The 26,757-nt window shown below is 43.9% G+C and carries 23 protein-coding genes; 8 read left to right on the top strand and 15 right to left on the bottom strand.

Annotated elements, in window-relative coordinates:
- The first annotated feature begins 11 nt into the window (after nucleotides 1-11).
- Complete coding sequence (locus ACWJAO_RS05985; RefSeq protein WP_287850766.1) at nucleotides 12-1,112, top strand: glycosyltransferase family 4 protein; 1,101 nt, start codon at nucleotides 12-14, stop codon at nucleotides 1,110-1,112.
- On the opposite strand, the gene ACWJAO_RS05990 is transcribed toward ACWJAO_RS05985, so the two are convergent.
- Together ACWJAO_RS05990 and ACWJAO_RS05995 are read right to left on the bottom strand one after the other, a co-directional pair.
- Complete coding sequence (locus ACWJAO_RS05990; protein ID WP_449139597.1) at nucleotides 1,105-2,220, bottom strand: hypothetical protein; 1,116 nt, start codon at nucleotides 2,218-2,220, stop codon at nucleotides 1,105-1,107. The genes ACWJAO_RS05985 and ACWJAO_RS05990 overlap by 8 nt on opposite strands.
- A 46-nt stretch (nucleotides 2,221-2,266) precedes the next feature.
- Nucleotides 2,267-3,226 (bottom strand): glycosyltransferase family 8 protein, encoded by a 960-nt coding sequence (locus ACWJAO_RS05995; RefSeq protein ID WP_449139598.1) that lies wholly within the window; start codon nucleotides 3,224-3,226, stop codon nucleotides 2,267-2,269.
- A 78-nt stretch (nucleotides 3,227-3,304) separates the two neighbouring features.
- On the opposite strand from ACWJAO_RS05995, the gene ACWJAO_RS06000 reads away from it, so the two are divergent.
- The gene (locus tag ACWJAO_RS06000; RefSeq protein ID WP_449139599.1) at nucleotides 3,305-4,276 is read left to right on the top strand and encodes a glycosyltransferase family 2 protein; all 972 of its coding nucleotides are present in this window, start codon (nucleotides 3,305-3,307) and stop codon (nucleotides 4,274-4,276) included.
- 320 nt (nucleotides 4,277-4,596) lie between these two features.
- On the opposite strand, the gene nadA is transcribed toward ACWJAO_RS06000, so the two are convergent.
- The 3 genes from nadA to ACWJAO_RS06015 all read right to left on the bottom strand — a co-directional run bounded on the left by nadA (nucleotide 4,597) and on the right by ACWJAO_RS06015 (nucleotide 7,921).
- On the bottom strand, nucleotides 4,597-5,589 hold the full coding sequence (nadA, locus tag ACWJAO_RS06005; protein WP_449139600.1) for a quinolinate synthase NadA: 993 nt from the start codon (nucleotides 5,587-5,589) through the stop codon (nucleotides 4,597-4,599).
- A 550-nt stretch (nucleotides 5,590-6,139) separates the two neighbouring features.
- Entirely contained in the window at nucleotides 6,140-7,225 is a 1,086-nt protein-coding gene (locus tag ACWJAO_RS06010) for a glycosyltransferase family 9 protein (protein ID WP_449139601.1), read from the bottom strand.
- Between the two features lie 93 nt (nucleotides 7,226-7,318).
- Complete coding sequence (locus ACWJAO_RS06015; RefSeq protein WP_449139602.1) at nucleotides 7,319-7,921, bottom strand: DUF4254 domain-containing protein; 603 nt, start codon at nucleotides 7,919-7,921, stop codon at nucleotides 7,319-7,321.
- 224 nt (nucleotides 7,922-8,145) lie between these two features.
- Here ACWJAO_RS06015 and ACWJAO_RS06020 point away from each other — a divergent pair, with 224 nt between their 5' ends.
- The 6 genes from ACWJAO_RS06020 (at nucleotide 8,146) to ACWJAO_RS06045 (ending at nucleotide 15,307) form a co-directional block, all read left to right on the top strand.
- Nucleotides 8,146-8,382, top strand: coding sequence for an acyl carrier protein (locus tag ACWJAO_RS06020; protein ID WP_006848240.1), 237 nt, complete (start codon nucleotides 8,146-8,148; stop codon nucleotides 8,380-8,382).
- 22 nt (nucleotides 8,383-8,404) lie between these two features.
- Entirely contained in the window at nucleotides 8,405-9,667 is a 1,263-nt protein-coding gene (gene fabF, locus ACWJAO_RS06025; protein ID WP_449139603.1) for a beta-ketoacyl-ACP synthase II, read from the top strand.
- A complete protein-coding gene (gene rnc, locus ACWJAO_RS06030) occupies nucleotides 9,657-10,739 on the top strand; it encodes a ribonuclease III (protein WP_449139604.1) in 1,083 nt (360 codons plus the stop codon). Before fabF ends, rnc begins: the two co-directional genes overlap by 11 nt.
- Nucleotides 10,740-10,946: 207 nt before the next feature.
- A complete protein-coding gene (locus tag ACWJAO_RS06035; RefSeq protein WP_449139605.1) occupies nucleotides 10,947-12,455 on the top strand; it encodes a GH3 auxin-responsive promoter family protein in 1,509 nt (502 codons plus the stop codon).
- A 65-nt stretch (nucleotides 12,456-12,520) separates the two neighbouring features.
- A complete protein-coding gene (locus ACWJAO_RS06040; protein WP_449139606.1) occupies nucleotides 12,521-14,488 on the top strand; it encodes an Ig-like domain-containing domain in 1,968 nt (655 codons plus the stop codon).
- 6 nt (nucleotides 14,489-14,494) lie between these two features.
- A complete protein-coding gene (locus ACWJAO_RS06045) occupies nucleotides 14,495-15,307 on the top strand; it encodes a DUF3108 domain-containing protein (protein WP_117586077.1) in 813 nt (270 codons plus the stop codon).
- Between the two features lie 67 nt (nucleotides 15,308-15,374).
- On the opposite strand, the gene ACWJAO_RS06050 is transcribed toward ACWJAO_RS06045, so the two are convergent.
- From ACWJAO_RS06050 to ACWJAO_RS06095, 10 genes are all read right to left on the bottom strand, one after another.
- Nucleotides 15,375-16,331 carry a sensor histidine kinase gene (locus ACWJAO_RS06050; RefSeq protein ID WP_449139607.1) on the bottom strand — a complete coding sequence of 319 codons (957 nt, stop codon included), beginning with the start codon at nucleotides 16,329-16,331 and terminating at the stop codon, nucleotides 15,375-15,377.
- 11 nt (nucleotides 16,332-16,342) lie between these two features.
- Nucleotides 16,343-17,149, bottom strand: coding sequence for a hypothetical protein (locus ACWJAO_RS06055; RefSeq protein WP_449139608.1), 807 nt, complete (start codon nucleotides 17,147-17,149; stop codon nucleotides 16,343-16,345).
- 89 nt (nucleotides 17,150-17,238) lie between these two features.
- Complete coding sequence (locus ACWJAO_RS06060) at nucleotides 17,239-17,946, bottom strand: response regulator transcription factor (protein ID WP_449139609.1); 708 nt, start codon at nucleotides 17,944-17,946, stop codon at nucleotides 17,239-17,241.
- A gap of 267 nt (nucleotides 17,947-18,213) precedes the next feature.
- Complete coding sequence (locus tag ACWJAO_RS06065; protein ID WP_449139610.1) at nucleotides 18,214-20,082, bottom strand: 4-hydroxy-3-methylbut-2-en-1-yl diphosphate synthase; 1,869 nt, start codon at nucleotides 20,080-20,082, stop codon at nucleotides 18,214-18,216.
- 52 nt (nucleotides 20,083-20,134) lie between these two features.
- Nucleotides 20,135-20,641, bottom strand: coding sequence for a 5-(carboxyamino)imidazole ribonucleotide mutase (gene purE / locus ACWJAO_RS06070; protein ID WP_006848250.1), 507 nt, complete (start codon nucleotides 20,639-20,641; stop codon nucleotides 20,135-20,137).
- A gap of 25 nt (nucleotides 20,642-20,666) precedes the next feature.
- Nucleotides 20,667-21,275 carry a phosphatase PAP2 family protein gene (locus ACWJAO_RS06075; protein ID WP_006848251.1) on the bottom strand — a complete coding sequence of 203 codons (609 nt, stop codon included), beginning with the start codon at nucleotides 21,273-21,275 and terminating at the stop codon, nucleotides 20,667-20,669.
- An 82-nt stretch (nucleotides 21,276-21,357) separates the two neighbouring features.
- Nucleotides 21,358-22,881 carry an RNA polymerase factor sigma-54 gene (gene rpoN, locus ACWJAO_RS06080; protein WP_449139611.1) on the bottom strand — a complete coding sequence of 508 codons (1,524 nt, stop codon included), beginning with the start codon at nucleotides 22,879-22,881 and terminating at the stop codon, nucleotides 21,358-21,360.
- A gap of 2 nt (nucleotides 22,882-22,883) precedes the next feature.
- Entirely contained in the window at nucleotides 22,884-23,528 is a 645-nt protein-coding gene (locus ACWJAO_RS06085; protein ID WP_144152474.1) for a hypothetical protein, read from the bottom strand.
- Between the two features lie 851 nt (nucleotides 23,529-24,379).
- Nucleotides 24,380-25,528 (bottom strand): C1 family peptidase, encoded by a 1,149-nt coding sequence (locus ACWJAO_RS06090; protein ID WP_449139612.1) that lies wholly within the window; start codon nucleotides 25,526-25,528, stop codon nucleotides 24,380-24,382.
- A gap of 64 nt (nucleotides 25,529-25,592) precedes the next feature.
- Nucleotides 25,593-26,543 (bottom strand): FimB/Mfa2 family fimbrial subunit, encoded by a 951-nt coding sequence (locus ACWJAO_RS06095; RefSeq protein ID WP_317585381.1) that lies wholly within the window; start codon nucleotides 26,541-26,543, stop codon nucleotides 25,593-25,595.
- Between the last annotated feature and the right edge of the window lie 214 nt (nucleotides 26,544-26,757).

Consider the following 26,757-nt stretch of genomic DNA (forward strand, 5'->3'; position numbering starts at 1 on the left):
TATTCTATAAAATGGAAATAGTATATGTTATAGAAGATTTTTCAATAAAAGGTGGAGCAGAACGAATTATTGCTGAAAAGGCTAATTATTTAGCCTCAAGATTTCAGCATCATGTTACTATTGTTTCCATATATCATGATGAGCGTCCTATAAGCTACCATCTAGAAGAAAGCGTGGATTTCATCTCTCTTGAAATTCCGTTCACTCCCAAAAATAGTTCTATTCTATTAAAAACTCTTTTTAGAATAATAACAATAGGAAAAATTATCTTTAAATTTCAAACTATTATCAATCGTATCCAACCTAAACTCATATTCTATACTATGAGTTTGGGAGCTATCTTATTACCCTTAATCAAAACAAAAGCAAAAAAAGTATACGAGTCGCATTCTGCTCGTTCATTTACTCCTTATCATAAATTATTTTTTCTTATGGAAAAAGCGGCCGATCAAGTAGTTTGCTTAACTAAAGGTGACGCTAAAGAATATAAACATACAAAAAAAATAAGTATTATACCCAATTTTATCAACACACCCCATAAACTAGTGGAAAACTATGACACCAAAAGAGTAATAGCTGTTGGTAGACTAGAATATGCTAAAGGATTTGATGTTCTTATAGAATGCTGGAAAAAAGTTGCAAAAAAATATCCAAACTGGCAACTCCATATCTATGGAGAAGGTAGTTGCTATGAACAATTACAACAACAAATCAATTTTCTCAATCTAAAAGAACAAATTATACTTTGTGGTAGAACCGATAATATATGGGATATCTATCCTAATTATAGTATTCAAGTTATACCATCAAGATATGAAGGTCAACCCATAACTCTTATCGAAGGGCAAGCCTGCGGAATACCAACTGTAGCATTTGACTTTAAATATGGTGCAAAAGATATTATAACCAATGGATATAATGGTTTTTTAATACCACAAGGGGATAAAAATAAGTTTTCTGAAGCAATCATACAAATGATAAGTTCAGAAAACCTGAGACAAAAATTTGGAATCCATGCTATAAAAGTAGGAAAACAATACTATCGTGAACAGATATTTCCTAAATGGGTAAAACTTATAGAACAATTATATAACACTTATGTTTCTACCTGAGTGAAATAAATAATTGTTCATACTCTTTTGCCACCTTCCGATAATCATGGTATTTCATAACGAATACTATGCTTTGACGCGAGAGATATGATAAATGTCCAAAAGTAAAGAAAGCCTGCTCGATGATTGCCACATTCTGAGATTCTGAATACTCAGGACTCACATTGATAATAGGACGTAATTCTGTTTCGCCAATGAACTCATAATATTCTTCCTCTCCTCCACCGATAACCACAGTACCACGTGCCATGGCTGCCAACGAATTCATGGATGGAGTATAACTGTAAAACTGATCTATCAGAACATCAGCTTCATCCAGCATCTGGCAATATTCATTATAGGCTACTCCTTCCACATATTTGAGTTCTATTTTACCAGGATATCTCTTTGCCAAGATTTCAACAAAATGAGCTATCTTTAAAGCACCTTTCAGATACTCGCGCTTGGGTTGTAAACCTACAAGCACTTTGATAACCTCACCATTCCCTTTCTGACGTTTTTTATCCACTACAGGAATTATCATCGGAAGAGGAATATAGTAAAGTTTCTTATGGAAACCAGGAACATCGTAACAGAGATAATACTCATAAAGACAGGCTATTAAAGCATCAGAATGATAAGATACAGTATGCCAGCACTTATCAAACTGTGGCATGAAATGAAAAGCCATACGCTCTTTATTCTCCTCGATATTCTGTAATTTACCATTCCAATAAGTATCAGAATAGGCTGGAATACCCTTGGCCTGTTGTCTGAACAGAAACGGATCATCGGCAAAACAGCCTTTAATAATCCGTTTATTGGTAAGCTTGAGAAACCAGAATATCAGCATGTTCCACCATCCCATCAAAGGCACAAACTGATAGTTATGCACCTGAACAATGTCATTTTCACATATCTTATGAAGATTGCAGACAATTTTCCACAATACCATAAGCCCGCTCCATCTTCCATAACGCTCCATATTACGGCGCAAGTCGATGTCACGAGGAGAGTTGTGCCAATCATTGCCATCAGACATCAGCGTTACCTGATGTCCAAGTTCTACTAATCCCTTCTTGAGAGTATTATGTAGCAAACTAGACTCACCTACCAACAGAATCTTCATAACTTTATATGATAATTATTTATAAGATACTTGAATATCAGAAATCTTAAGACAATTCAATATACCTATTTTCTACAATATAATCAGATTTGCGCAGTCCCATGCTTACCACCAGTTTTATAGCTATTTTCTCCAGGCAGAACTTCAATGGCATCCAGCGCTTTTCTTTTACATCGCACCAAGGACTCATTGCTTTAAACTTATCAAACTCCTTTTTCCATGGGTGCTTGCAGTTCTTATACCATGGTTTAGGAATACCTGTAAAATGAATGATGGTCGGATGAGCCTGAGCTTCCAATATCTGTCCATCAAATTCCCAGGAGATAAGAGAATAACGCAAATCGAACCAATACTCATTCAGAACATTATATTTGATAGGTAATATTAACTTAGAATCCTTGAACAGATAGTTCAGTACATCCTGATCATGACATCTCAACCTTTCCGCATTAGATTTCACATAATCAAAGAATTTGAGAAGGACCTGCTTTGCACGCCAATATTTCAGATTGACAACTAACACACCTGCATTGAAATAACCCAGCGGTTGAGAATAACGCAAGCGATTATAGTGTTCTATCTTATTATTATAACTATCTGGAACAGCGGCAATTGCATAGTTTTCGACAGAAGTATTCCACAATTCTATAAGTTTATCCACAACCAGAATATCACCATCTAGATAGATTACCTTATCTATATCAGAAGGCAGAATTTCCGTGAGATACAAACGGTAATAAGTAGCAAACGAAGTTCCTACATGATCTACTTGAAAATCCAAACCAATTGGAAAATGTTTGAAGATATCATCATTAATTAGATAGAAATGAATCGTTTGCTGATAACGGGCAGCTATAATTCTGATAGGATCCAATAACTCAGCAGAATCATAATCATGCAGGAGATGTACATTGACAACTTCTCCTCTGTTGCTCTCAAACAAAGAGGTCAACATGATACCGGTTGGCATGATATATTTACTATCAGTAGAACAAACTATTTCCATTTTTATGTTTTTTGTACTATTATTAATACGTAAATTAAATCTTTTTATTATCTTTGCAGTCATAAAAAAGAATAACTTATGCAGAAAGAATTAATATCAGAGCTATCTTCACCATTGGTGAGTTTCATCATTACTACAAGCAATCATCAGAAGGAGTATCTTGTAGAATGCATCAATAGTATCCTTCAGCTTTCGCTCAATGCCAAAGAGAGGGAAATAATTCTCGTTGACGATGGTAGCGATGAATTAGTTGCCAGCCAGATAAAAGAATTGCTGGATAACCTGCTCTATTTAAGATTACCCGGCTTAGGCAGCAGTATGGCACGCAACTATGGCATGTACTTAGCCAAAGGAAAATACATCCAGTTTATAGAAGGAGATGATTATCTTCTTCAGCCAACCTATGAACATTGCCTTGACATCGTGAGATTCCATAATCCAGATATCGTTACCTTCTGTTTCAGCAAGGATGATACAGGAGAACCATCTTACGAACTCCCTACCCCAATCAGCGGTACAGAATACCTCAACAACAATACCCTTTTAGGCTCAGCCTGTTCCTATATATTCCGCCGCGCCATTGTGGGTAGCCTGCTGTTCTCACCAAACATCAGTTTTGGTGAGGACGAGGAATTTACACCACAACTCTTCTTACGGGCAGAACGAATATTCAAGACTCAGACCTCACCTTATTATAATAGAGTGGATAAATACGCGCCTGGCGAATTAGAAAATAAGGATAAGATAGATATCCACATGGACAATAAACTGGAGGTGATTCTACATCTTCAGAAGTTGCTTGATACGGTTCCTGTAGCAGAGCGCCAGGCACTCAATCGCCGTATTGCCCAGCTTTCGATGGATTATCTGGTTAACAATATCCGTTTGAAACATTCCTTGATATCCTTGAATCATGCCATCAGGAAATTAAGAAAACACGGATTATATCCTCTTCCGAACAAAGAATATACCAAGAAATATATGATGTTCAGAAAGATGATAGGTACATACGTAGGACGAATTGCACTTCTCTTTCTTATCAAGAAATAAATGAATGAAGGCATAAAGATTTCTCCCATCCGAATAAGCATACAGAGGAATAAGAGAAAATCCTATATAAATAAAAATAGAGCATTCAAATCACTTGAACGCTCTATCTTTATAATTAGATTAAATTTTCTAATATTATTTGTATAAGTAAAAGATGATGAAATGACGTTTCACAACGTCCGTTTGTTTTAACTGATGCAAAGATACGACGATTTTTGTCTATAAAGTCGTAAATTATACATTTTATGGTAGCAAAATATGATTTTTTCACCCATAAAAACAAATTTTACCACTAATCTTATAATTTTCACCACATCATTCTACGATAGTGATAACATCTTTTCTATTGGTTTGACCGCTTTTTTCGCTATTTCAGGAGCCACTTCAACTGTTGGCCAACCAAATTTCAATGCATTGTATATCTTCTTGAGCGTATTCATCTTCATATACTCACACTCGTTGCAGCTGCAGCCTACTCCACCCTCACTTACCTCAGGAGGTACAGGATAGAAGATAACGTCAGGACAATTGCGCTCCAACTCATGCAGGATACCAGCCTCTGTAGCGATGATATACTCCTTGATTTCCGGATGTTCCTGGGCATAATGCAACATGGTGGCTGTTGAGCCCTTTACATCAGCAACAGCAAGTACAGGTGCCTTACACTCCAGGTGAGCCATTACAACAGCATCAGGATGCTCCTGCTTCAGTTTAACGATAGCCTCTACTGAGAATTTCTCATGTACATGGCAGCCACCATTCCAAAGCAACATATTGCGGCCAGTAACGCTGTTTATATAGTTACCGAGATTATAGTCTGGACCAAAGATGATTTTTTCGTCCTGTGGGAAACTGTCAATCACCTTCTTGGCATTACCGCTTGTCACTACACAATCAGTCAGCGCCTTCACAGCAGCCGTGGTGTTAACATAGCTCACTACCTTATATCCCGGGTGCTCTTCCTTGTACTTTTTCAAATCTTCAGCCTTGCAGCTGTCTGCAAGCGAGCAACCTGCATTCAAGTCAGGACAGATCACGGTTTTGTCAGGACTCAAGAGTTTGCATGTCTCAGCCATGAAGTGCACGCCACACATAACCATTACCTGGGCATCGGTTTCAGCTGCTTTACGAGCCAAAGCCAGAGAGTCGCCAACAAAGTCGGCGATGTCCTGAATCTCACCTACTGTATAGTAGTGGGCGAGGATAATAGCATCTTTCTCCTTGCAAAGCTTTCTGATTTCAGCTTTCAAGTCCAAGGCTTCGTCAACGGGTTCGTCAACGTATCCTTTTTCAATCCATTCTTTTTTCACCATAACATTCATATTATATTTCTTATTTTTTATTTTTTAAAAAGAGAATATAGAGATGATGATATGCAGTGGATAAGTGAATAACATTCTGCATAAAAACTTGCGTATTTCGTTATCCAAGCCTTATTCCAGTTTATCCGCAGAGACCTTTGAAATCTTTTTCTTGTCTCTTAATGCATTAACCGGTTTATCAACATTTCCCCAATTCGGTGCAAAGTTAATAAGTTTATATCTTTTTTCGGTCAAAAACTGCGAAAAAGTTTCTAAAAACTTAATAATATCTATGTGGATATCCTCTTTTCGTTGGTTTGAGATAGGTATGTGTGGATATTTACAAACTTATTAAAAAGTTATTATTGGGGTTTTCCGTACACTTATCCACGCTTTTGTGGAAAACAAAAAAGAGCAGAAATCCATCAGGATATTCTGCTCTCTGGTCTGAGTTATTTATATGTTTGGTTTTGGTTATAGGATTTTCATCTGTTTCTTTCTATTCAATACCTATTTATATATAGGTTTCTGATATATTATTATATATAGAAGTTCTGATTCCCTATCTATTGTTCAAAACAGAATCAATTTTTTCTGTTACCAGTTCAGGAGAGATATTCTTCATACATGCGAAGTCTCCCCTAGCGCAAGGCTTGTTACCATAGATACTGCAAGGGCGGCAAGGTAAGTCAAGCTGTACGGCATTGGCAGGATCCTGATGCCAGCCCATGAAACCTGCGTATGGATGGGTAGCTCCCCAGATGCTTACTACAGGAGTGTTAACAAGCGATGCCAAGTGCATATTGGCACTATCCATGCTCACCATAACGTGCAGATGACTAATCAGGATGAGTTCCTGTTTCAATCCGTTAAGATGAGAAGAAGCGTTAATGAGATGTGGATACTTGTCAGCCCAGTCGTTCATCACTGGTGTTTCGTCTTTGCCTCCACCGAAAAGGAAGATATGAGCGTGTGGATGATTGTGGATAAGTCGCTGGATAACTTTTTCCATCAGTTGTATCGGATATATTTTTCCCTCGTGTGCAGCGAAGGGAGCAATACCAATCCACGGCTCTGTTATGTGCTTGTCTTCTAGTGAGATAGCATTCTCTCCTAATCCGAATACCTCCTGTGGTAAGATACTTAAATCTCCTTGTTTTCCATCCCCATAGATAGATGTGAAATCCATGTGGATAGGATATCCAAGTTGTGCAAAAACATCGGCATAGTTTTGGAACGATGTAGGTTGCTGTACCAGTTTTTTACCACTGGAAGCTACCAGTTTGCGTTTTCCCTTGCGATGTTTGTCGATATGAGCAACCTTGAAGTTATCCAGGTTGAAGCGCATACGCAGATAATCGGAACGCAGCACGCTATGTAAATCGGCAATTGCTGTAAACTGTTTGGCTATCAATCGGCGATAGAGTGCGTTGAGTCCTTTCACCCCTTTGTATTCCTCCTTGATATCAGCTTCCATAAAGCCAACGTTAGGAGCCAAGTCTTCAAAGAAAGGACGGGCAAAGGGACGACTGAGCACAGTAATTCTTACTTTCGGGTATTGTTTGGCCAAAGATTGAATTACAGGTACGGTCATGGCTACATCGCCCATGGCTGAAAATCTAATTACCAGGATATGCTCAGTTTTCATCGTTTTTTTCTTCTATATATAATATAAGGTGAAAAAAGAGAGCCATACCTCTTATTATATAATAAGGTATATGCGCTCTCCTATTCTGTTTTTTTATTTCTTGTAGAGTACAGGATTGGTTGAAGGATCGTTGTACATCTTCATCTGGCGGTAAACCTTCATGTATTTGCGTCCAGCCTCGATATCTTCCAAGAGTTGGTCGATGGCTGTAGAAAGGTCTATCTGCTGTTCCAGGAGAACATCAAGTTTGGCTTGGCATTTTGCTTTGTGCTCAGCCGAAGCTTCCGGACGTTCCACCTGCTCCTTCATGTGGTAAATCTTGAGGGCGAGAATGCTCAGGCGGTCAACTGCCCATGCAGGACTCTCTGTGTTGATGCGTGCATCATCCAGAACCTTCACGTCTTTGTATGTTTCGCGGAAGTAAGTATCGATTTGTTCAACGAGGTCGGTTCTGTCCTGGTTGCTCTTGTCGATTCTGCGCTTCAGTACGAGTGCTTCAGCTGGGTCTATTTGAGGATCACGGATGATATCCTCAAAATGCCACTGTACGGTGTCAATCCAGCACTTCAGATAAAGGCGGTTCTCAATACTACCTTCCTGGTATGGATTATTGATTGGTGTATCAATGTTATCTTTGATATGATAATCGGCTATCGCCTGATTAAATATCTTATTGGCTTTTTCTGTAAATGTCATAATGGATTTAAATGTTTAATTAATACCGCACAAAAGTAACAAAATAATCTGAAACGACCAACAAAAAACGGAAAAATTGCTAAAAATATGCACAATTAGGGGGTGTTTGTGCACCAAAATGCACTTTTTTCGCCAAAATATTTGTTTATCTCAAAAAAAAAGTGTTCCTTTGCACCCAGATTTTTAATTAGAAATTATTTATAAACATTTTAAAAGTTACAATTATGTCAGAAATTGAAAGCAAAGTAAAGGCAATTATCGTTGATAAACTCGGTGTTGATGAGGCTGAAGTTAAGCCAGAGGCAAGCTTCACAAATGATCTTGGTGCAGATTCTTTGGATACTGTAGAGTTGATCATGGAGTTCGAGAAGGAGTTCTCTATCTCTATCCCAGACGATAAGGCTGAGAAGATTGCTACTGTAGGTGACGCTATCTCTTACATTGAGGAGAACGCTAAGTAATTTAGCAGCTAAATTATACTAAATGGAATTAAAGAGAGTTGTTGTAACAGGTCTCGGTGCTGTGACTCCAGTTGGTAATACTCCTGAGGAAACTTGGGAGAGCCTCCTTGCTGGTAAGAGCGGTGCTGCGCCTATTACTCATTTCGATACAACCCTTTTCAAGACCAAGTTCGCTTGCGAGGTTAAAGGCCTGAACATCAATGATTGGATTGATCGTAAGGAAGCTCGCAAGCTTGACCGTTATACCCAGTTGGCTATGATTGCTGCCATGCAGGGTGTAAAGGATGCTAATATCGATCTTGAGAAGGAAGACTTGAACAACGTTGGCGTTGTATTCGGTGTAGGTATCGGTGGTATCAAGACTTTCGAGGATGAGGTGAAGTACTATGGTACTCACGAGGAGAATGGTCCTAAGTTTAACCCATTCTTCATCCCTAAGATGATTGCAGATATCGCTTCTGGTCAGATTTCCATCCACTTTGGATTCCACGGACCAAACTACACTACTACATCTGCATGTGCTTCTTCAAGCAATGCATTGGCTGATGCCTTCAACCTGATTCGTTTGGGTAAGGCAAACATCATCGTTAGCGGTGGTGCCGAGGCTGCTATCTGCGCTTGTGGCGTAGGTGGTTTCAATGCTATGCATGCATTGTCAACACGTAATGATGACCCAGAGCATGCTTCACGTCCATTCAGCGCAAGCCGTGATGGATTTATCATGGGCGAGGGTGCAGGTTGCTTGATTCTCGAGGAACTTGAGCACGCTAAGGCTCGTGGTGCGAAGATTTATGCTGAGATGGTAGGTGAAGGCGAGAGTGCCGACGCTTATCACATCACAGCATCTCATCCAGAAGGTCTCGGTGCTAAGCTCGTTATGGAGCGCGCACTTGCTGATGCCAATCTGAAGCCAGAGGATATTGACTATATCAATGTTCATGGTACATCTACCCACGTAGGTGATATTTCTGAGGCTAAGGCTATCAAGGCTGTCTTCGGTGATGCTGCTTATAAGCTTAACATCAGTTCTACCAAGTCTATGACTGGTCACCTCCTCGGTGCTGCTGGTGCAGTAGAGGCTATGGCTTGTGTTCTTAGTGTGAAGAACGATATAGTTCCTCCTACTATCAACCACGAAGAGGGTGACAACGACCCAGAGCTCGATTACAACTTGAACTTTACCTTCAACAAAGCTGAGAAGCGTGAGGTTCGTGCAGCATTGAGCAATACATTTGGATTCGGCGGTCATAACTGCTGTGTAGTATTCAAGAAGTATGCTGAATAATTTTATAGATAGGATAAAGCTCTCTTTCCGCAAGGATAAAGAGCTTTATTTGTCTTTATACGAAATCCTCGGTTTTTATCCTCACGAAATCAGCTACTACAAGATGGCGCTGTTGCACAAGAGTATCATGCACCGCAATTCCAAGGGAAAACCTGTGAACAACGAGCGGTTGGAGTTCTTGGGCGATGCGGTTCTCGATGCTGTAGTAGGAGATATCGTGTACCAGCATTTCCCTGGCAAGCGTGAGGGATTCCTGACCAATACCCGAAGCAAGCTAGTGCAGCGTGATACGCTGAATAAACTGGCACAGGAAATGGGCATCAACCAGCTGATTCTTTCTAATGGCCACAGTTCTTCTCATAACAGTTATATGGGAGGAAATGCGTTCGAAGCTTTGGTAGGTGCCATTTATCTGGACCGTGGTTACGATGCCTGCATGTATTTTATGCAGAACCGTATTCTGGCACAAATGATAAACATCGATAAGGTGGCTTATAAGGAGGTTAACTTCAAGAGCAAACTCATCGAATGGAGCCAGAAAAACCGCGTGAAGCTGGATTTCGTTATGCTAGACCAGCAAAAAGACAAGAATGGTAGTCCGATTTTCACCTATCAGGTTGTACTCGAAGGTGTTGATGGTGGAGTAGGAAAGGGCTATTCCAAGAAGGAAAGCCAGCAGGTGGCTTCTAAGACTAGCTTGGAAAAACTGCGCAAAGAACCACAGTATATTGATGCTGTGTTCACAGCTAAGGCTAACCGCACCAAGATGGAAGAGGAACCTGTTGAAAACGTGCCTAACACAGAAGTGAAAGACGATTTCATCATCTCGCAGGATGCTGATGCACAAAATGCACCGTTAGAGGAGAAGCACATCAATGTTTTCAAAGAGGAGGTTTTCACAGAGAAATCTGCCGAAACTGCCAAGGAAACTGAAGTGCAGGTCGAGGTGAAGGATGAAAAGAAGGAGAGTGATGAGTTCGATTTGAGCGACATCACGGCTCAGCCTAAGGAATTATCAAGAGAAGAGATTATTGCCGCTGCCGAAGCGGCTGCTTTCGGTAACGATGAGTAAACTGTATCTCTTTCCGGATAGGAAATACGATTTAGCAGAAGACTCCCATAAGATGGTAAATATCGCCACTTATGGGAGTCTTTTGTGTTGTATATTTCCTTTTTGTATACTTTATCTTACCCTTTTGTATTAAAAAATAGTAAAAACTTTCTCTATATCAAAAGTTTGATTTACTTTTGCATCTACTTAAATGATATATATCTAGATATGAGTTTAACAACGATAGTAAGTAACGTCTTCAAACCTCGGCAGAAGGAGTTGGAGAAGTATGTCTATGATGCAGAGCATTTGCAGCATAAAGTGCTTATGCACCTTATAAATAAAGGAAAAAATACTGAATATGGTGTCAAGCATTTATTAAATACCACCAACAGTTATGATAAATTTGCACAGAATATTCCTGTCAATACCTACGAGGAGTTGAAGGGGGATATCGACCGTATGCGTCATGGCGAAAAGGATATTCTATGGCCGGGACTGGTAAAATGGTATGCCAAGTCATCTGGCACCACCAACGATAAGAGTAAGTTTATCCCGGTTTCTCATGATGGCTTGCATGGCATTCATTATGCCGGAGGCTTTGATGCCGTAGCCTATTATCTGCGCAATAATCCGAAGAGCAGACTCTTTGATGGCAAGAGCCTTATCTTAGGTGGAAGCCATTCGCCTAACTATAATGTGTCGGATAGTCTGGTGGGTGACCTGAGCGCTATCCTCATCGAAAATATCAATCCGCTTGCCAATCTGGTGCGTGTTCCTAAGAAGTCAACCGCTCTCCTGAGCGATTTCGAAGTGAAACGCGACCTTATTGCCCGCGAAACGATGAATAAGAACGTAACCAATATCTCGGGTGTTCCTAGCTGGATGCTTAGTGTGCTGGTGCGTGTCATGGAACTTTCCGGCAAGAAGCATCTGGAAGAGGTATGGCCTAATCTGGAGGTATTCTTCCATGGCGGTATTACCTTTACGCCTTACCGCAAGCAGTATGAACAGCTCATCACTTCGCCGAACATGCATTATATGGAAACTTATAATGCCAGCGAGGGATTCTTCGGACTGCAGGATGACCCTAACGACCCAGCTATGTCGCTCATGATAGATTACGACGTGTTCTACGAGTTTATCCCTATGGACGAATTCGGCAGCGAGAATCCTACCGTTGTGCCTCTCTGGGGTGTTGAGGTAGGCAAGAACTACGCTATGATCATCACCACTTCCTGTGGTTTGTGGCGCTATCTCATCGGCGATACGGTTCAGTTTACCAGCAAGAATCCTTATAAGTTTGTCATTACCGGCCGTACCAAGTACTTTATTAATGCATTTGGTGAGGAACTGATCATGGATAATGCCGAGAAGGGATTGGCTTATGCCTGCGAGAAGACGGGTGCTCAGGTTTCTGATTATACCGCTGCGCCGGTTTATATGGACAGTAATGCCAAGTGCCGTCACCAGTGGCTCATAGAGTTCTCTCAGGTGCCAGCCAGCCTCGATGAATTTGCCAGTCTGTTAGACCAGAAGCTGCAGGAAATCAACAGCGATTACGAGGCCAAGCGCTTTCACGACGTTACCCTCCAGCATTTGGAGATAGTGAAGGCCAAGCCGGGACTCTTCAATGAATGGCTGAAGAGCAAGGGCAAGTTAGGTGGACAGCATAAGATTCCACGCTTGAGCAACAGCCGCAAGAACATTGATGAGATGCTCATGATGAACAAATAAAACAAGCTGCATGCTTCTTCCGTCTGAAGTTGAAGTGATGCTGCGATATTAAGAAGATATAAAGAATGATTCAATTGAACGACATAAAGAGCAAGTTGAAGGCAAATTCACTGTTTCTGCCTTTCTACGTCTTGGCTTTCCTCCTGTTGGCATCTTGTGCCAAGATGGGACAGCCGGATGGTGGTTGGTTCGACGAAACTCCTCCTAAGGTGATTGGAGCTTCGCCAGCCGATAAGGGCGTAAATGTGAAGCAGAAGAAGGTGAATATCTATTTCGACGAATATATCAAGGTAGATAATCCTACCGAGAAAGTGGTTGTTTCGCCTCCGCAGCTCGAAGTGCCTAAAATCAAGGCTTCGGGCAAGCATATTCAGATTTCTCTGGTAGATTCGCTTAAGCCGAATACTACCTATACCATCGACTTTTCCGATGCCATCAGCGATAATAACGAGGGCAATCCGATGGGAAACTATACCTACAGTTTCTCTACCGGCGAGGTCATCGATACGATGGAGGTGTCGGGATATGTGCTCGAATCAGAGAATCTGGAGCCTATCAAGGGTATTTTGGTAGGTCTTTACGCTGATCATGCCGATTCAGCCTTCAAGACCAAGCCTATGCTGCGTGTAAGCCGTACCGACAGCCGTGGCCGCTTCGGTATTAAGGGTGTGGCTCCTGGCTCTTACCGCATCTATGCCCTGCAGGATATGGATGGCAACTATATGTTCAGCCAGAAGAGCGAAAAACTAGCTTTCTCTCATGATATTATCGTGCCGTCAAGCAAGCCGGATGTACGACAGGATACTACATGGATTGATTCCTTGCATATCAAGTCGATAGATCAGGTTAATTATACTCATTTCCTACCGGATAATGTAGTGCTCCGTGCCTTTACCGAACTGGTTTCCGACCGCTTCTTCCTCAAGGCAGAGCGTCAGAAGGCCAACTGCTTCTCGCTCTTTTACAGCTATGGCGATTCTATCCTGCCACAGATCAAGGGCTTGAATTTTAATGAGAAAGATGCCTTTATTCTGGAAAAATCGGAGAAGAACGATACGCTTACCTATTGGCTCAAGGATACGGCGCTGGTCAACCAGGATACGCTGAATATAGAGCTTACTTACCGTATGACAGACAGTACGGGCGTGCTCCGCAACCAGACTGATACGCTCGAAATTCTTTCGAAGGACCCTTACGAAAAGCGTATGAAGGCGCAGGCTAAGGAACTGGAGAAATGGACCAAGAAGCAGGAAAAACTGAAGAAGAAGGGTGAACCTTATGATAGCGTGATGGCTGTAAAACCGCTTGATGTTCAGATGAGTGTCTCTTCTCAGCTCGATCCTGACAAGAATGTTATCTTCACCTTCAATACGCCGCTTGCCAAGGCCAATACGGCAGGCATTCATCTCTATGCCAAGCATGATACGCTATGGTATAGGGCGCCGATGGAGTTTAAGCCGCTTGGCAACCGCAAGTATATTCTGAGAGGCGAGTGGCGTCCGGACATAGAATATAGTCTGGAGGTTGATTCTGCCGCGTTCCAGGACATCTACGGACTTGTATCTAAACCTGTGAAACAGGGTTTCAAGGTCAATTCCCTGGATACTTACGGCACGCTGCTCATTAATGTAACGCACGATTTCGACAATCATCCGCTCCTCGTTCAGCTACTCAATGCGCAGGATCAGGTGGTGAAAGAAGTGAAGGCAGTGAACGGAGTAGCCGAATTCTATTATCTCAAGCCGGAGAAGTATTACATGCGTCTGATAGTAGACCGCAACGGCAACGGCAAGTGGGATACAGGCTGCTATGATAAGGCTGAACAGGCAGAAGAGGTGTATTACTATCCAGACGTGATAGAATGCAAGGCTAAATGGGATTTAACCGAGAGTTGGGATCCTACGGCCCGTGAACTTTCCCGTCAGAAGCCTGGTGCCATTACCAAGCAGAAGCCTGATAAAGAAAAGAAAGTTAAGAACCAGAATGCGCAACGTGCCAAGAAACTTGGCATCGAGTACATTCCTAAATTATAAAGAGTTATGAAAACGATCAAATCATTCGGGATTGCATTATTGCTACTTCTGGTCAGCACTACGGTGTCTGCCCAGTGTACCTTCCGTAATACAGCCTTCAAGTCGGGTGAGTTCCTTACTTACAATCTGTATTACAATTGGAAGTTTGTTTGGGTAAAAGCTGGTAATGCCAGTATGTCTATCGTCCAAACCACCCGTCATGGTAAGCCTGCTTATCGCGGTTCTCTTGTTACAAGAGGCAATAAGCGCGTAGATGATATCTTTGTGCTTCGCGATACCCTGCTCTGCTACAGCGGCACCGATCTGGCGCCTATGTATTTCCGTAAGGGAGCTCACGAGGGCAAGCGCTATACGGTAGATGAGGTATTCTACAGCTATTCTGGCGGTAGGTGTCATCTCAAACAGCACCGTCAGCAGCATGATGGTAAGCATGTATGGAAGAATGCCACCTACGATGATTGTGTTTTTGACATGATGAACATCTTCCTGCGTGCCCGCAGTTTCGATCCTGCTAACTGGAAGAAGGGTTATACCGTAAAATTCCCTATTGCTGATGGAAAGAACCGCACTCCAGCTCAGATAAAGTTTGATGGTAAGGTTACCATCAAGGCAGATAATGGTGTGAAGTACCGTTGCCTGCGCCTTGCCTATATGGAGTATGAGGATCGTAAGTATAAGAGAATAGTAGATTTCTATGTAACCGATGATGAGAATCATATTCCTATCCGTTTGGATATGTTCCTCAAGTTTGGTGCTGCCAAGGCATTCCTCGTAGGAATGAAGGGTGTGAGAAATCCGGTTTCTTCAATCGTGAAATAAGATAAAACAAAGCTCTCGGTGCATGATGCATCGGGAGCTTTGTTATTAATATGGCTGTGTAAGCTGATTATTTCGGTAGCGAGATGGTGAACTCCGACCATTTGCCTTTTTCGCTCTTTACGCTTACTTTGCCGCCATGGGCATTGATTACCTGCAGCACGTAGTTCAGACCGATACCAAAGCCGCCACGAGTCTTCCGGGCGTCTCTTTCGTGCTCAGCAGCACGCTCAAAGCGGTTGAAGATTGTTTTCATCTCACTTCTGGCTATGCCGATACCTTCATCATATACCTTGACGTATACATTTCTGTCATCCTCGGAGGTGGAAATCTGAATGTTGATTTCTTCCTTCGAGTATTTAGTGGCATTATCTGCCATATTGCTGATAGCCTCCTTCAGATATTCCTCATCAGCCAATGCCGAAGTAGCTCCGAATTGTGTAGTGATATGAATTGGTTTCGCCGATTTCGCCTTGTATTTATCCACCACATCCTCTATCATCTCTTCCAGATCTATTTCAGCTTTCTGAATGCTCAGTTTACCATGCTCCAGTTTCGAGATGGTAAGCAGACGGTTGATGAGAGCCAGCAGATGCTGTGCCTCGTCTTCTACGATACAGAAGTATTTCTCCTTCATTTCCGGCTTCTTCTCCAGTACGCCGCTGTGCAGATATTTGGTTCCCATGATGATGGAGGTGAGCGGTGACTTCATGTCGTGAACCATTGCATAGGAGAAATCTTCGCGCAGCAGGCGAACCCTTTCCTGCTCATCGATATAGTTGATTTGGTCGATAAGGCTCAGAATAATGACCACCATGGTGAGTAGGGAAGTGAACAGGGTGATGCGACTCTGGTAGAGTGCCGAGAAAAAGGCATGCGCCCTTACATCGGCTGCCAGACTCCAGGGATCGTCGTAGCCCATCTGGTGAACGCTCATCTGGAATGAGTTGTATATCCAGAAAAGTTGCATGCACAGTACGGCTACCAGCGCCATCGTACCGAGCATTTTGGTTCTGTTTGCCTTCATAATCGGGTGTTTTAGTATTCTTTTTCTTCCTCTTCTATCAGCAATGGTTCTATCTTACTCTTAATAAGATAGAATCCATAGCCCATCACGCCCAGTCCCAGGATGCACAGCAAGATGGTAACCCAGTTGCTGCCCAGGTTGAACGGCACCATATTGGATATGAGATAAACTGCGAATATAACGATGGAACTTCGAGTTTTGCAGTAAAGCCAGAAACCGTATAAGGTGCATGGGAGGGCTGCCAGGACGAAAAATATCCAGAGTGTCATTTCCTCGCCCGAACCTGCTGTCAGCGTAGTTGGCATAATCATGAGCAAGTATACAAGCAGAACGACCCATTTCTTCTTTCCGCTTTTCAGAAGTTCTTCCAGAATGGCACCATAGAAAACGTAGGCTGAGATAAACGTGCCTACCAGCATCAGTGGGAGAAACTGGAAAAAGCCGAACTGGCTCATTTCTTTAGGTATAAAATGAATGCCTAAGTAGCTCATCAGGGCATAATAGGCGAGGGTGAAGCCCAGCATCGGCATAGAACCGTATAGCATGAGTTGCCATTTGTTCTCTGATTTCACCTTGCCTAGCGTAAAACTCGAAAACTTGCCTTTATGAAAGGTAAACCAGATGATGAGTGTAGCTAGCAGAGAGAAACCTATGATGAAAGGAAACGCTTCTGTTGTGGACATATCTCCCTTGCTGCTGCCTGGTATGTGGTCGCCACCTAGATAGGCATAATACAGGCCAAAGCAGAAACCGCTTATCAGGATAGTGATAAAGAATTCAGCTATCAAGAGAAAGAAGTATAGTATCGCTTTTAACATAAATGTTTGTCTTTAATAATCTGTTTTCTTTTCTATCATTCCGTATAGAGAAGATTCGTTTTACTGGTTTTCTGAAGCTTAAGAAGCGCCTATTCTGCGATGAGCTTGAATCCCACACCTCTGATGGTCTTCAGTTCTACGCCCGGTTCGTCTTCCAGCGCCGTACGGATTTTCTTGATGAATACATCCAGACTTCTGGAAGCAAAATAGTCTTTGTCTTCCACTCCCCAGAACCGGCTCAATACAGCTTCGCGGCGCACCACCTCGTTCTTGTTTACTGCCAGCAGTTCCAGAATCTTTGCCTCTCGTGCGGTGAGCATTTTCTGTTTACCATCCAGCGTATCTTTCAGAGTGGCATGGTCGGCATCCAGAATGTATTTACCCAGTTTTATCTGGTTGCTGGCATTTTCGCTGCGAGCTCCGGCTTTCAGTTGGAGCAGGCTATGTATATGAGCATCAAGTTCTTCCGGAATAAACGGCTTCTTCACATAGTTGTTGGCCCCGGCGGCATAACCTGCCTTCAGGTCTTTCGGCGAGGTGAGTCCGGTGGTAAACAGAATTATGGTTTTTCCGTCAACCTCGCGTATTTTCTTCACCATTTCTATTCCGTCCATGATGGGCATGTCGATATCAGATACGATAACATCGGGCTGAAAGTCTTGCCACACCTTCAGTCCTTCCTTGCCGTTTACGGCGGTTTTCACCTCATATCCTCCGATGATATCTTCGAAGCAACTTTTCTCCATATAGGCGAGGTTTTCATCATCCTCTACCAGGAGCAGTTTAGTATTTGCCATAATCTTTTCAGTTTTTGATGATTACAGTTGCAAAGATACATTTTTTTTGTGAAAGAGCCATATAAAGAGGTGGAGATTAACTTAAAGATAACATTCATTCCTGAACTTTTGAAGGCACTATGGATTAGGAATGGGGAGTGATTAGGGGCGGGTATAAATTAGGCACGGATTACGCGGATTACACGGATTTATGGCGCAACTGCTAATAAACCATATCATAATCTCTAATAAAGAGTCGTGTAATCTGTGTAATCCGTGCCTAAATAATTATTGCTTGTCCGAGTCGATGAGGGCGAGTAGATGCTCTACTGCCACCTCCTGCGGAATATTCTTTTCTACGCAAACCTGTTTGCGGTAGAGGCTTACTCGGTTAGGACCGGCACCTACGTAGCCGTAATCGGCATCCGCCATTTCGCCTGGACCATTCACGATACAGCCCATGATACCTATCTTCAGACCCTTGAGATGCTTGGTTGCCTCCTTGATCTTGGCGATGGTTTCACGAAGATCGTAGAGGGTTCTGCCGCATCCCGGACAACTGATATACTCGGTCTTGCTGGTGCGCAGACGGGCTGCCTGAAGTATTCCGAAAGCGGTTTCATCTATTGTCTGGGCAGGGATGTCTCCATTGTTCATCAGCCAGATACCATCGGTCAGACCATCAATCATCAGGGCTCCCATATCAGCAGCAGCCTCCAACTGGAAGTCGCTCTTCTCCTCCTTGCTGTGCTGGTACATCTCGGCGAAAACCACAGGGTTCTTCAAGCCGGCATTCATCATCTCGTGAACCAATGCACGCTGGTCGCCCAGGCGGTTCTGATGATTGCTTACGCAGATAACCACCACCTCAGGATGAGCCTTCAGACAGGCGAGATATTCCTCGGCAGGTGTACCAAACTGCAGGGTGAGGAACTTCACGTCTGCCTTGATGCTGGCGATGAGCGGCATCGCCATGGTAGGGAAGATAGGGTAGAGTTTGGCACCAGTCGTCTCTGGCTTGCTGTTCAGCGTCTCGTAAACGTTGTAATCTACGATGTAGCTCTGACCAGCCACAAACTGCTTAGGCATCTTGCCGCCGATGTAGATATAGTCTGGAGTAGCATCCTTGTTCTCACAAGCGGTGCTCTCACCGTTGATTCGGTTGCTGATAACCACCGGAACGTTGCTGCCGCCGATATTGCCTACAGCCACGGTTTCGCGGCGGGTAGGGCGCAGCCAGTCGAATGAAGGACAAGCTGCGGCAGGAATCATCAGATGTTCCTTCTTTTTGCCGATGTAATCTACCAGATGGCGTGCCACAGGAATCTCTGCAGCCGGTTCCTCGCTCAGGCTTACACGAACGGTATCGCCGATGCCATCAGCCAGGAGGGCACCGATACCTACGGCACTCTTGATTCTGCCATCTTCGCCTTCGCCGGCTTCGGTTACGCCGAGGTGGAGTGGGTAGTTCATGCCTTCCTTCTCCATTTCTTCTACCAGGAGGCGCATGGAGCGAACCATCACAACGGTATTGGATGACTTGATGCTGATAACCACATCGTGGAAATTCTCCTTCTTGCAGATGCGCAGGAACTCGAGACAGCTCTCTACGATGCCCTCTGGCGTATCGCCGTAGCGGTTACGGATGCGGTCGGAGAGTGAACCATGATTCACACCGATGCGGATGGCAGTATGATGCTCCTTGCAGATGTTGAGGAAAGGTACGAAGCGATCCTCAATCTTCTGAAGTTCATGGGCATACTCCTCGTCGGTATATTCCTGCTTGATGAACTTGCGGGCAGGATCCACGTAGTTGCCAGGATTGACGCGCACTTTCTCACAATAGAGAGCAGCCACGTCGGCAACGTTAGGATTGAAGTGAACATCGGCTACGAGCGGAGTCTGATAGCCGTCGGCACGGATGCCGGCATTGATGTTTTTCATGTTCTCTGCCTCGCGGGAACCCTGAGTGGTGAAGCGCACCAGCTCGCCACCAGCCTTGATAATCTCCTCAGCCTGTTGAACGCAAGCCTCGGTATCATTGGTGTTGGTGGTGGTCATCGACTGGATGCGGATAGGATTATCGCCACCCAGATCGATGGCTCCGATATGTGCCACAGAAGAGGCACGGCGGGTATAATTGAATAAATCTACCATAATATATAAGATAAGATATGCCCCAAAAGAATGGGGCATATCACATATTAGATTAATTACACTTGAAGTCGTATTTCACCTCAGCCAGGTCCTTGTTGGCCTTCTCGATCTTGGCACCGAGCCCCGCCTTCCAAGCCTCTACCTTCTGAGCCACTTCCTCGTCGGCAAGGGCAATCATTTCAGCAGCGAGGATGGCAGCGTTCTGAGCCGCATTCACACCAACAGTAGCTACAGGAATGCCAGGAGGCATCTGGATGATGCTGAGCATGGCATCAAGACCATCGAGCATACCTTTGATAGGCACGCCGATTACTGGCAGAGGAGTAGATGCTGCGATAACACCAGGAAGGGCGGCAGCCATACCGGCAGCGGCGATGATAACCTTCACGCCACGCTCCTTGGCTCCCTTGGCGAATGACTCTACTGCATCTGGAGTGCGGTGAGCAGAGAGGGCATTAACCTCGAAAGGAATCTGGTTGTCGTTCAACCACTTACATGCTTTTTCCATAACAGGCAGATCGCTTGTACTGCCCATAATAATGCTTACTAATGGTTTCATTTCTTCTTATATTTTATTATAAACTTTATATTACCAATATAGCACAGGCGGTGCCTATCAGAAATCCTGCAACTACCTGTGACAGCGTATGTTGTCGGAGTATCATGCGGGCACTTCCTACTGCGCCTGCCATCATCAGCACAAGGCAGAGCCACCACAGCGGATTGAAATTGAAGGCTACAGAATAAGACACCAGAGCTCCTGCCACACCTCCGATGGCTGCCGTATGGGTGCTGATCTTCCACCATACATTGATGAAGGCGCAAATCATCTGTATCGCCAGCGCTACCACTACGATGATACTGATGACGCGGGGTGTATTGCGGTATTCCATCCAGAAGAAACAGCCGAAGTAACATACGATAGAGAGGATGTAAGGCACAATACGACGCTCCTTCTTGCCCAGCTCACGCGAGGTCCAGCCTTGAACCATGCGGTAGAGGTGGATAAGTAGCGATGGAGCTACGACGGTCAGGAGGTAGACCATGCCCAGCATCACCAGTTTATATCCTATCGGTAACAGCGACATATAACTGAAGATGAACAGAGCAATCAGTCCAACCATCGGCAGATAGAAGGGCGTGAAGATCATGCTCATGATGCGTGCTGTCAATATGATATTCTTCTCTTTCATAACACTAATAACGTATATATTCTTTTTATCTCTCAAATATTTTGTGGTGGGCCCCGGTTTCTTCCTGACTCATACCACTATCTTATTTTCTGAGTCGTGCCACCGGTATGCCCAGTTGCTCCCTATATTTTGCCACCGTACGTCGTGCGATAGGGAATCCCTTCTCCTTCAGCAGTTTGGCGAGTGCATCATCGCTGATCGGCTTTTTCTTGTCTTCTTTCTCGATGATGTCGTGCAGGGCAATCTTGATTTTGCGGGTAGACATCTCTTCGCCGTCTTCAGTAGTGTAGCTGTCTGTGAAGAAGAACTTCAGCGGGAAGGTGCCCCATTTAGTCTGGGCATACTTCACGTTGCTCACTCTTGAGATGGTACTTATGTCCAGTCCTGTGCGGTCTGCCACATCCTTCAGAATCATCGGTTTCAGGTCAGCCTCGTCTCCATCCAGGAAGAACTGCCGCTGTATGTCGATAATAGCCTTCATGGTGACGATGAGGGTATGTCTTCTCTGCTTGATGGCTTCGATGAATCCCTGTGCCTTGTCCACCTTTTCCTTGGCGTAGAGCAGGGCTTCCTTGTCGCTCCGGCTCATCTTGTCCTTATGCTTCCTGTAGGTGTCAATCATGTCGGTGAATGATGGCGAAACCGTCAGTTGCGGAATGTTGCCTCGGTTCAGCGAGAATGTAATCGTTCCGTCGTCATTGGTGTCGATGATGAAGTCGGGGGTAATCTGCTGCATGTTTCTTCCCTCTGTTTCGCCCATCGATGCGCCCGGTTTCGGGTTCAGCTTCCTGATTTCTTCCTGCAGGGTTTCTACCTGTGTATCGTTCAGTTCCAGTCCTGCCTTGATCTTGTTCCAATGTTTCTTGGTAAACTCGTCAAAATAGTCGGTAAACACCTCTTCCATTGTCTTGCGGAGCACACCTCTCGGCAGTCGCTTAACCTGCAGCAGGAGGCATTCCTGCAGACTTCTTCCTCCTACACCGGCTGGGTCGAAGGTCTGTAGGATGTGGAGCACGTGCTCGATGTCTTTTTCCGTAACATCGATGTTGTGATAGATAGCGAGTTCATCGCAGATGCTGTCCAGGTCCTTGCGGAGCAGTCCGTCGTCATCCAGTGAACCTATGAGATATTCCATTACTTCCTTCTCCTTGTCGCTGAGCGGCTGCATGTCCATCTGTTCCTTCAGCTTGTCATAGAAAGAGGTGGTGTCGCCGTAAACCATTTCTTCGTAGTCAGCGCTGTCCTGGTTGTTGTATCTGTCTGTATTGTAGTCAGGCATCTGGTCGTCTTTTCCGATGCTTTCCAGTGCCTGGTCCAGTTCGTCTTTTCTTTCTTCTTTTTCAGATTCAGCCTCGTAGGCATCCTCATCGCTGCTGTTGTCGTACTCATCATCTGCGGGCAAATCATCATTGGCGACATCCTCGTTGAGCATATCGTCTGGGTTCTCGCTTTCCAGAGCGGGATTGTCGTCCAGTTCTGCATTGATACTGTCTTCCAGTTCCGTGAGCGGCATTTCCAACAGTTTCACCTGCAGCATTTGCTGGGCTGAAAGTCTTTGAAGTTGCTGTAACTTCTGTGCCTGTGTCTGTATGAGTTTTTGAGCCATAATTACTTAAAGTATTCTTTTAGTTCGTTGGCAAGCTGGTAAAGCTTGTCTGGATTTCCGTTTCCGTATTGGTGCCAGATGTCGCTGCATGCTTCTAGCAGCGGGTGTATCAGCACATCTTCGCGGTTGAGATAGGGGTCGCAGTACATGAATACGCCCATCGCCTCGGCAATGACTTTCGGCGATGTCCTGATGAGTTTTCCCAGGTCGATGATTTCCGGTGTTTCCGGCACCATGGTGATTGGTGTGAGCTGGAAGTAGAGATTGAGGATGATGATGAGTTTCACGGGGGTGAGCGATGGTTCACTTTCCAGTGGTTCCCAGTTTTTCTCGAATGTTTCCTTCACTTCCACTCCCTCGAAGAACTGTATGGCGTTTCCGCAGCCGTTCATCTGCCTGATGCGCTGTATATCGCGCTTCAGTTTCTGTGGCTTATCGGCATACTTCTCCCATAGTCGCTTGATTCTCGGAGTCACCATTCTGAGTTTGAACATCTGTTCGTGCAGAAACTCAGGTGGAATATGCAGTTCCAGGCTCAAGTCGACCATCCCTTTCGAATAGAGAGGTTTCACGCCCATGGGCTTCTTCTGGTACAGCTGCAACAGCAGGAGCCAGTATTCTTCGTTCCAAAGAGGATGTCTTGCCATAATTTCCAATCTTTATATATCTTCTGCAAAATTACGACTTTTCGTTGGTAAAACAAAATAATTTGGCGGTTATTTTTTCTCAAACTGAACTTTCTCCAGTCTAGGAGTAAATGAGTTAAGAACTTTAAGGGTTATGGCTATAGTCTTTGACAAAGTTTTTATGTAGTAATACATATGTCCTAGCTCCTTTACCTAGGGGACAAAATAAAGAGCGCAACTTCGAATGATTTCGAAATTGCGCTCTTCTAATACGATATTCCCAAATTTCTCATAACTCAAGGGCTTTTTGTTACCCTTTCCATTACGGAGCCCGAAGCAGCAATTCTGCTCAGGCGTCATCTTTGGTTATCCCATACATTTGATCTTTTTACCTTCAACTCACCTGTTGAATTATCCTGTTGTCCTTGAATAAACAATCTTTAAATTTACCTTTAAACTAAAACCTAATAAAAAAACAACTAACAATCTTAAACCTAAAAACCTAATAACCTAAACTTTTTGTCGTCCTTGAATAAACAATCTTTTCTTTACCTTAACTAATACCGTTTCTCTGAATAAACAATCTTAAATTTACCTTTAAACTAACTAATAACCTAAAACAACTAACAATCTTAACCTAAAAACCTAATAACCTTTTTGTCTTATTGACGATGCAAAGGTACGACGATTTTCCGAACCCACCAAATGTTTTAAGAGAAAATCACATAAAAAAGCCTCTTTTTTGATATAAATCAACTATGTGTGTGCGCACACACGTGCTATTTAACAGCTATTTGATGTATGTCAACCATTTTAACACATTTCTTATGTCTGAAGCCTGTTTGGGAGCTTATTCCTGATTATAGTTAAGCTTATACCTTATTATATATAGAGAGGAGGTTTATGCTGTCTTTGGGAGATGAGTAAGGTACGACTAATCGCACTGACCGGTCGTACAGATATGCCTCTTCGCTCATGGATACGGCGATGGTCTTGAGGCGCAGATAGTCTTCCGATAGGTAGATGAGTCCCTTGTTGCCCCAGTTCTTACCCCATGAATTGCGGCAGACGTAGAATCTCTGCTTGCCTTTCATGAAGGTACCTATGATTTCCATCACATGATCATCAGTGGTGCGAAGCTGTTCAAACTCCTTCTGTCGCGATGCCTGGGTCACGGGGCGTTCCATCGGCTGTATGTCTACACAGTTCTTCCTTGGTTCCTTGAAGCCAGGTTCGCTGATGTCACCTTCCCAGCATACCGGATGTCCTTTTTCTACCGCCTTCCTGATGTGGAGCATCAGCTCGTCGAGTGGAAGGTTCAGATAGGCATCGTGCATCCGGTTATCGGGAATCTCGAGCGCAAAGTATTCTCTGTAAGGATGATGCGAGAAACTGGTGAGCGATACATACTCCTCGGGATAGCATACGCTGTGGGCAAACTCTTGAGGGGTATATTCGGCACCCAGCATGTGTACGGCCTTGGCAGGCATGTAGCCTATTTCTGCGTCAAACAGGTCGTTCAGTTCCTCCTTGAGCTGGCTGATGCCCGCTTTCTGCGAGATGGCGCCATCGCACAGTTTTTGCACCTTGCGGCAGAGCACCTTGTAGTTCACGTGCTTCGGATCTTCATAGCTGTCGTAAGGTTGTGCACCATACTTATCTATATAATGTATCAGCATCGGGGCAGTACCGCGCAGGCTGATGTTCTTCTTTCCCTGTGCAAAGTAATATTCCAGTGCCTGTTCTTCCAGCATCATGCGGGCTATGTAGGCGATGGAGAGATTCACGGAATCCCCCTTCATGATGTGCTCGCTTTCGATGGTGGCAAGCATGCCGTATGCCCAGCAGAGTTCGCTGTAGTCCTGGTCCTTGACGGGCGTAGTACTGATCAGGTGGATATGCTCCGGAAGATAATCCTCGCCTCCACCTGTCTCTGGGATACCGGCTCGCTGCAGTCTGTATCCGCAACCGGCGAATACAAGCAGAGCGAGTCCTATGGTTATAATGTTCTTTCTTTCCATGCCGCAAAAATACAAAAAAGATTTTAATCTGTGGCATTAATCTTTCTTAAAACGCCATGGGTTATTAAAATTTCTTGTCATAGCCTGATGCTGGAATCTCCGGCTGGTTGACTGTGAACGACATATTGTTGGCAGGGTAGGTGTAGAGCGGACCGGTATAGGTAGTCTTCTTTCCGATGACCAGGTGTACGTTGTCAAAGCTGACGGTCTTTACTGCTTTTCCTTCCTTGTCCTTTCCGGCAGTTGTTATATGAATGTCGGTTACATCATTGCCGGTCAGAAGGGTGTAGAGTGTGAAGAAGATGTATGGTTTCTGGTATTTTTTGGGGTCGAAAGTCCAACTTCGGGTGATGGTAGCCTTTTCTTTGCAGAATCCGGTAGAAGGATTGAATACCGTACCGCAGCTTCCGCTTATTGTGATATCCTGCGTATTGGTAGTAAGAGGCATCGGGTCGGTAGCTTCCAGTCTGAAACAGCTGACGGCACGTTTCAGCGAAACATTCTGTGTTACGGCTTTGCTGCCCGTTTCCACCTTGATATTCTGCAGGGTATACGCCATATCGCGTACGATATTGTTGGCAAAGGTCATTTCATACCTTGATTTTACTTCGATTCGTTCTTCCTGCTGCAAATCAGTTTTTGCTGCTACGGCAACGAGCGTGTATTCTCCTGCCGGCACCTGCAGGCTGACGTTTCCGAATTTGTCATCCCAGTTTTCCTGTCTTACGGTATAGCCGGCAGTAGTTTCATCTCCTTTCGGAATGAGACATACTTGCAGATCTGTGTAGAGTTTTGCATCCTTGAGCGATTTCTCGCTCCCGTTGGCTCTCGTTCTGGCAAGATTGCTCTCTTCATCCTGACCGATAGGCACAATGGAGCTTTCGAAGAAGCAGAATCTTACTTCTTGGTTCTTGACTTGTGGTGTTGTTTCAAGCATCACGTTTTCTTGTGTGCAACTAACCATTGTGGTCATTGCCAGGAACAGAATCATTCCTGAGGTAAAAACATTCTTCATCTGCTTTCACTTTGATTAATAATACCAGCCGTAAGACTGGATAGGATTCATATAAAAAGAAGAATATCCTAAGGATTTATTCTTATTTTTAGGCAAATATAGACAAATAATCATGATTGATTTGTCAATATAATCGAATTTCTGTCATTTTTTCTCCATTTTTCTGTGTTTTGTCTTCATTTTGGTGTAACTTTGTACCCGAAAAAAGATAATT

The sequence above is a fragment of the Segatella sp. genome (genome assembly GCF_977051555.1).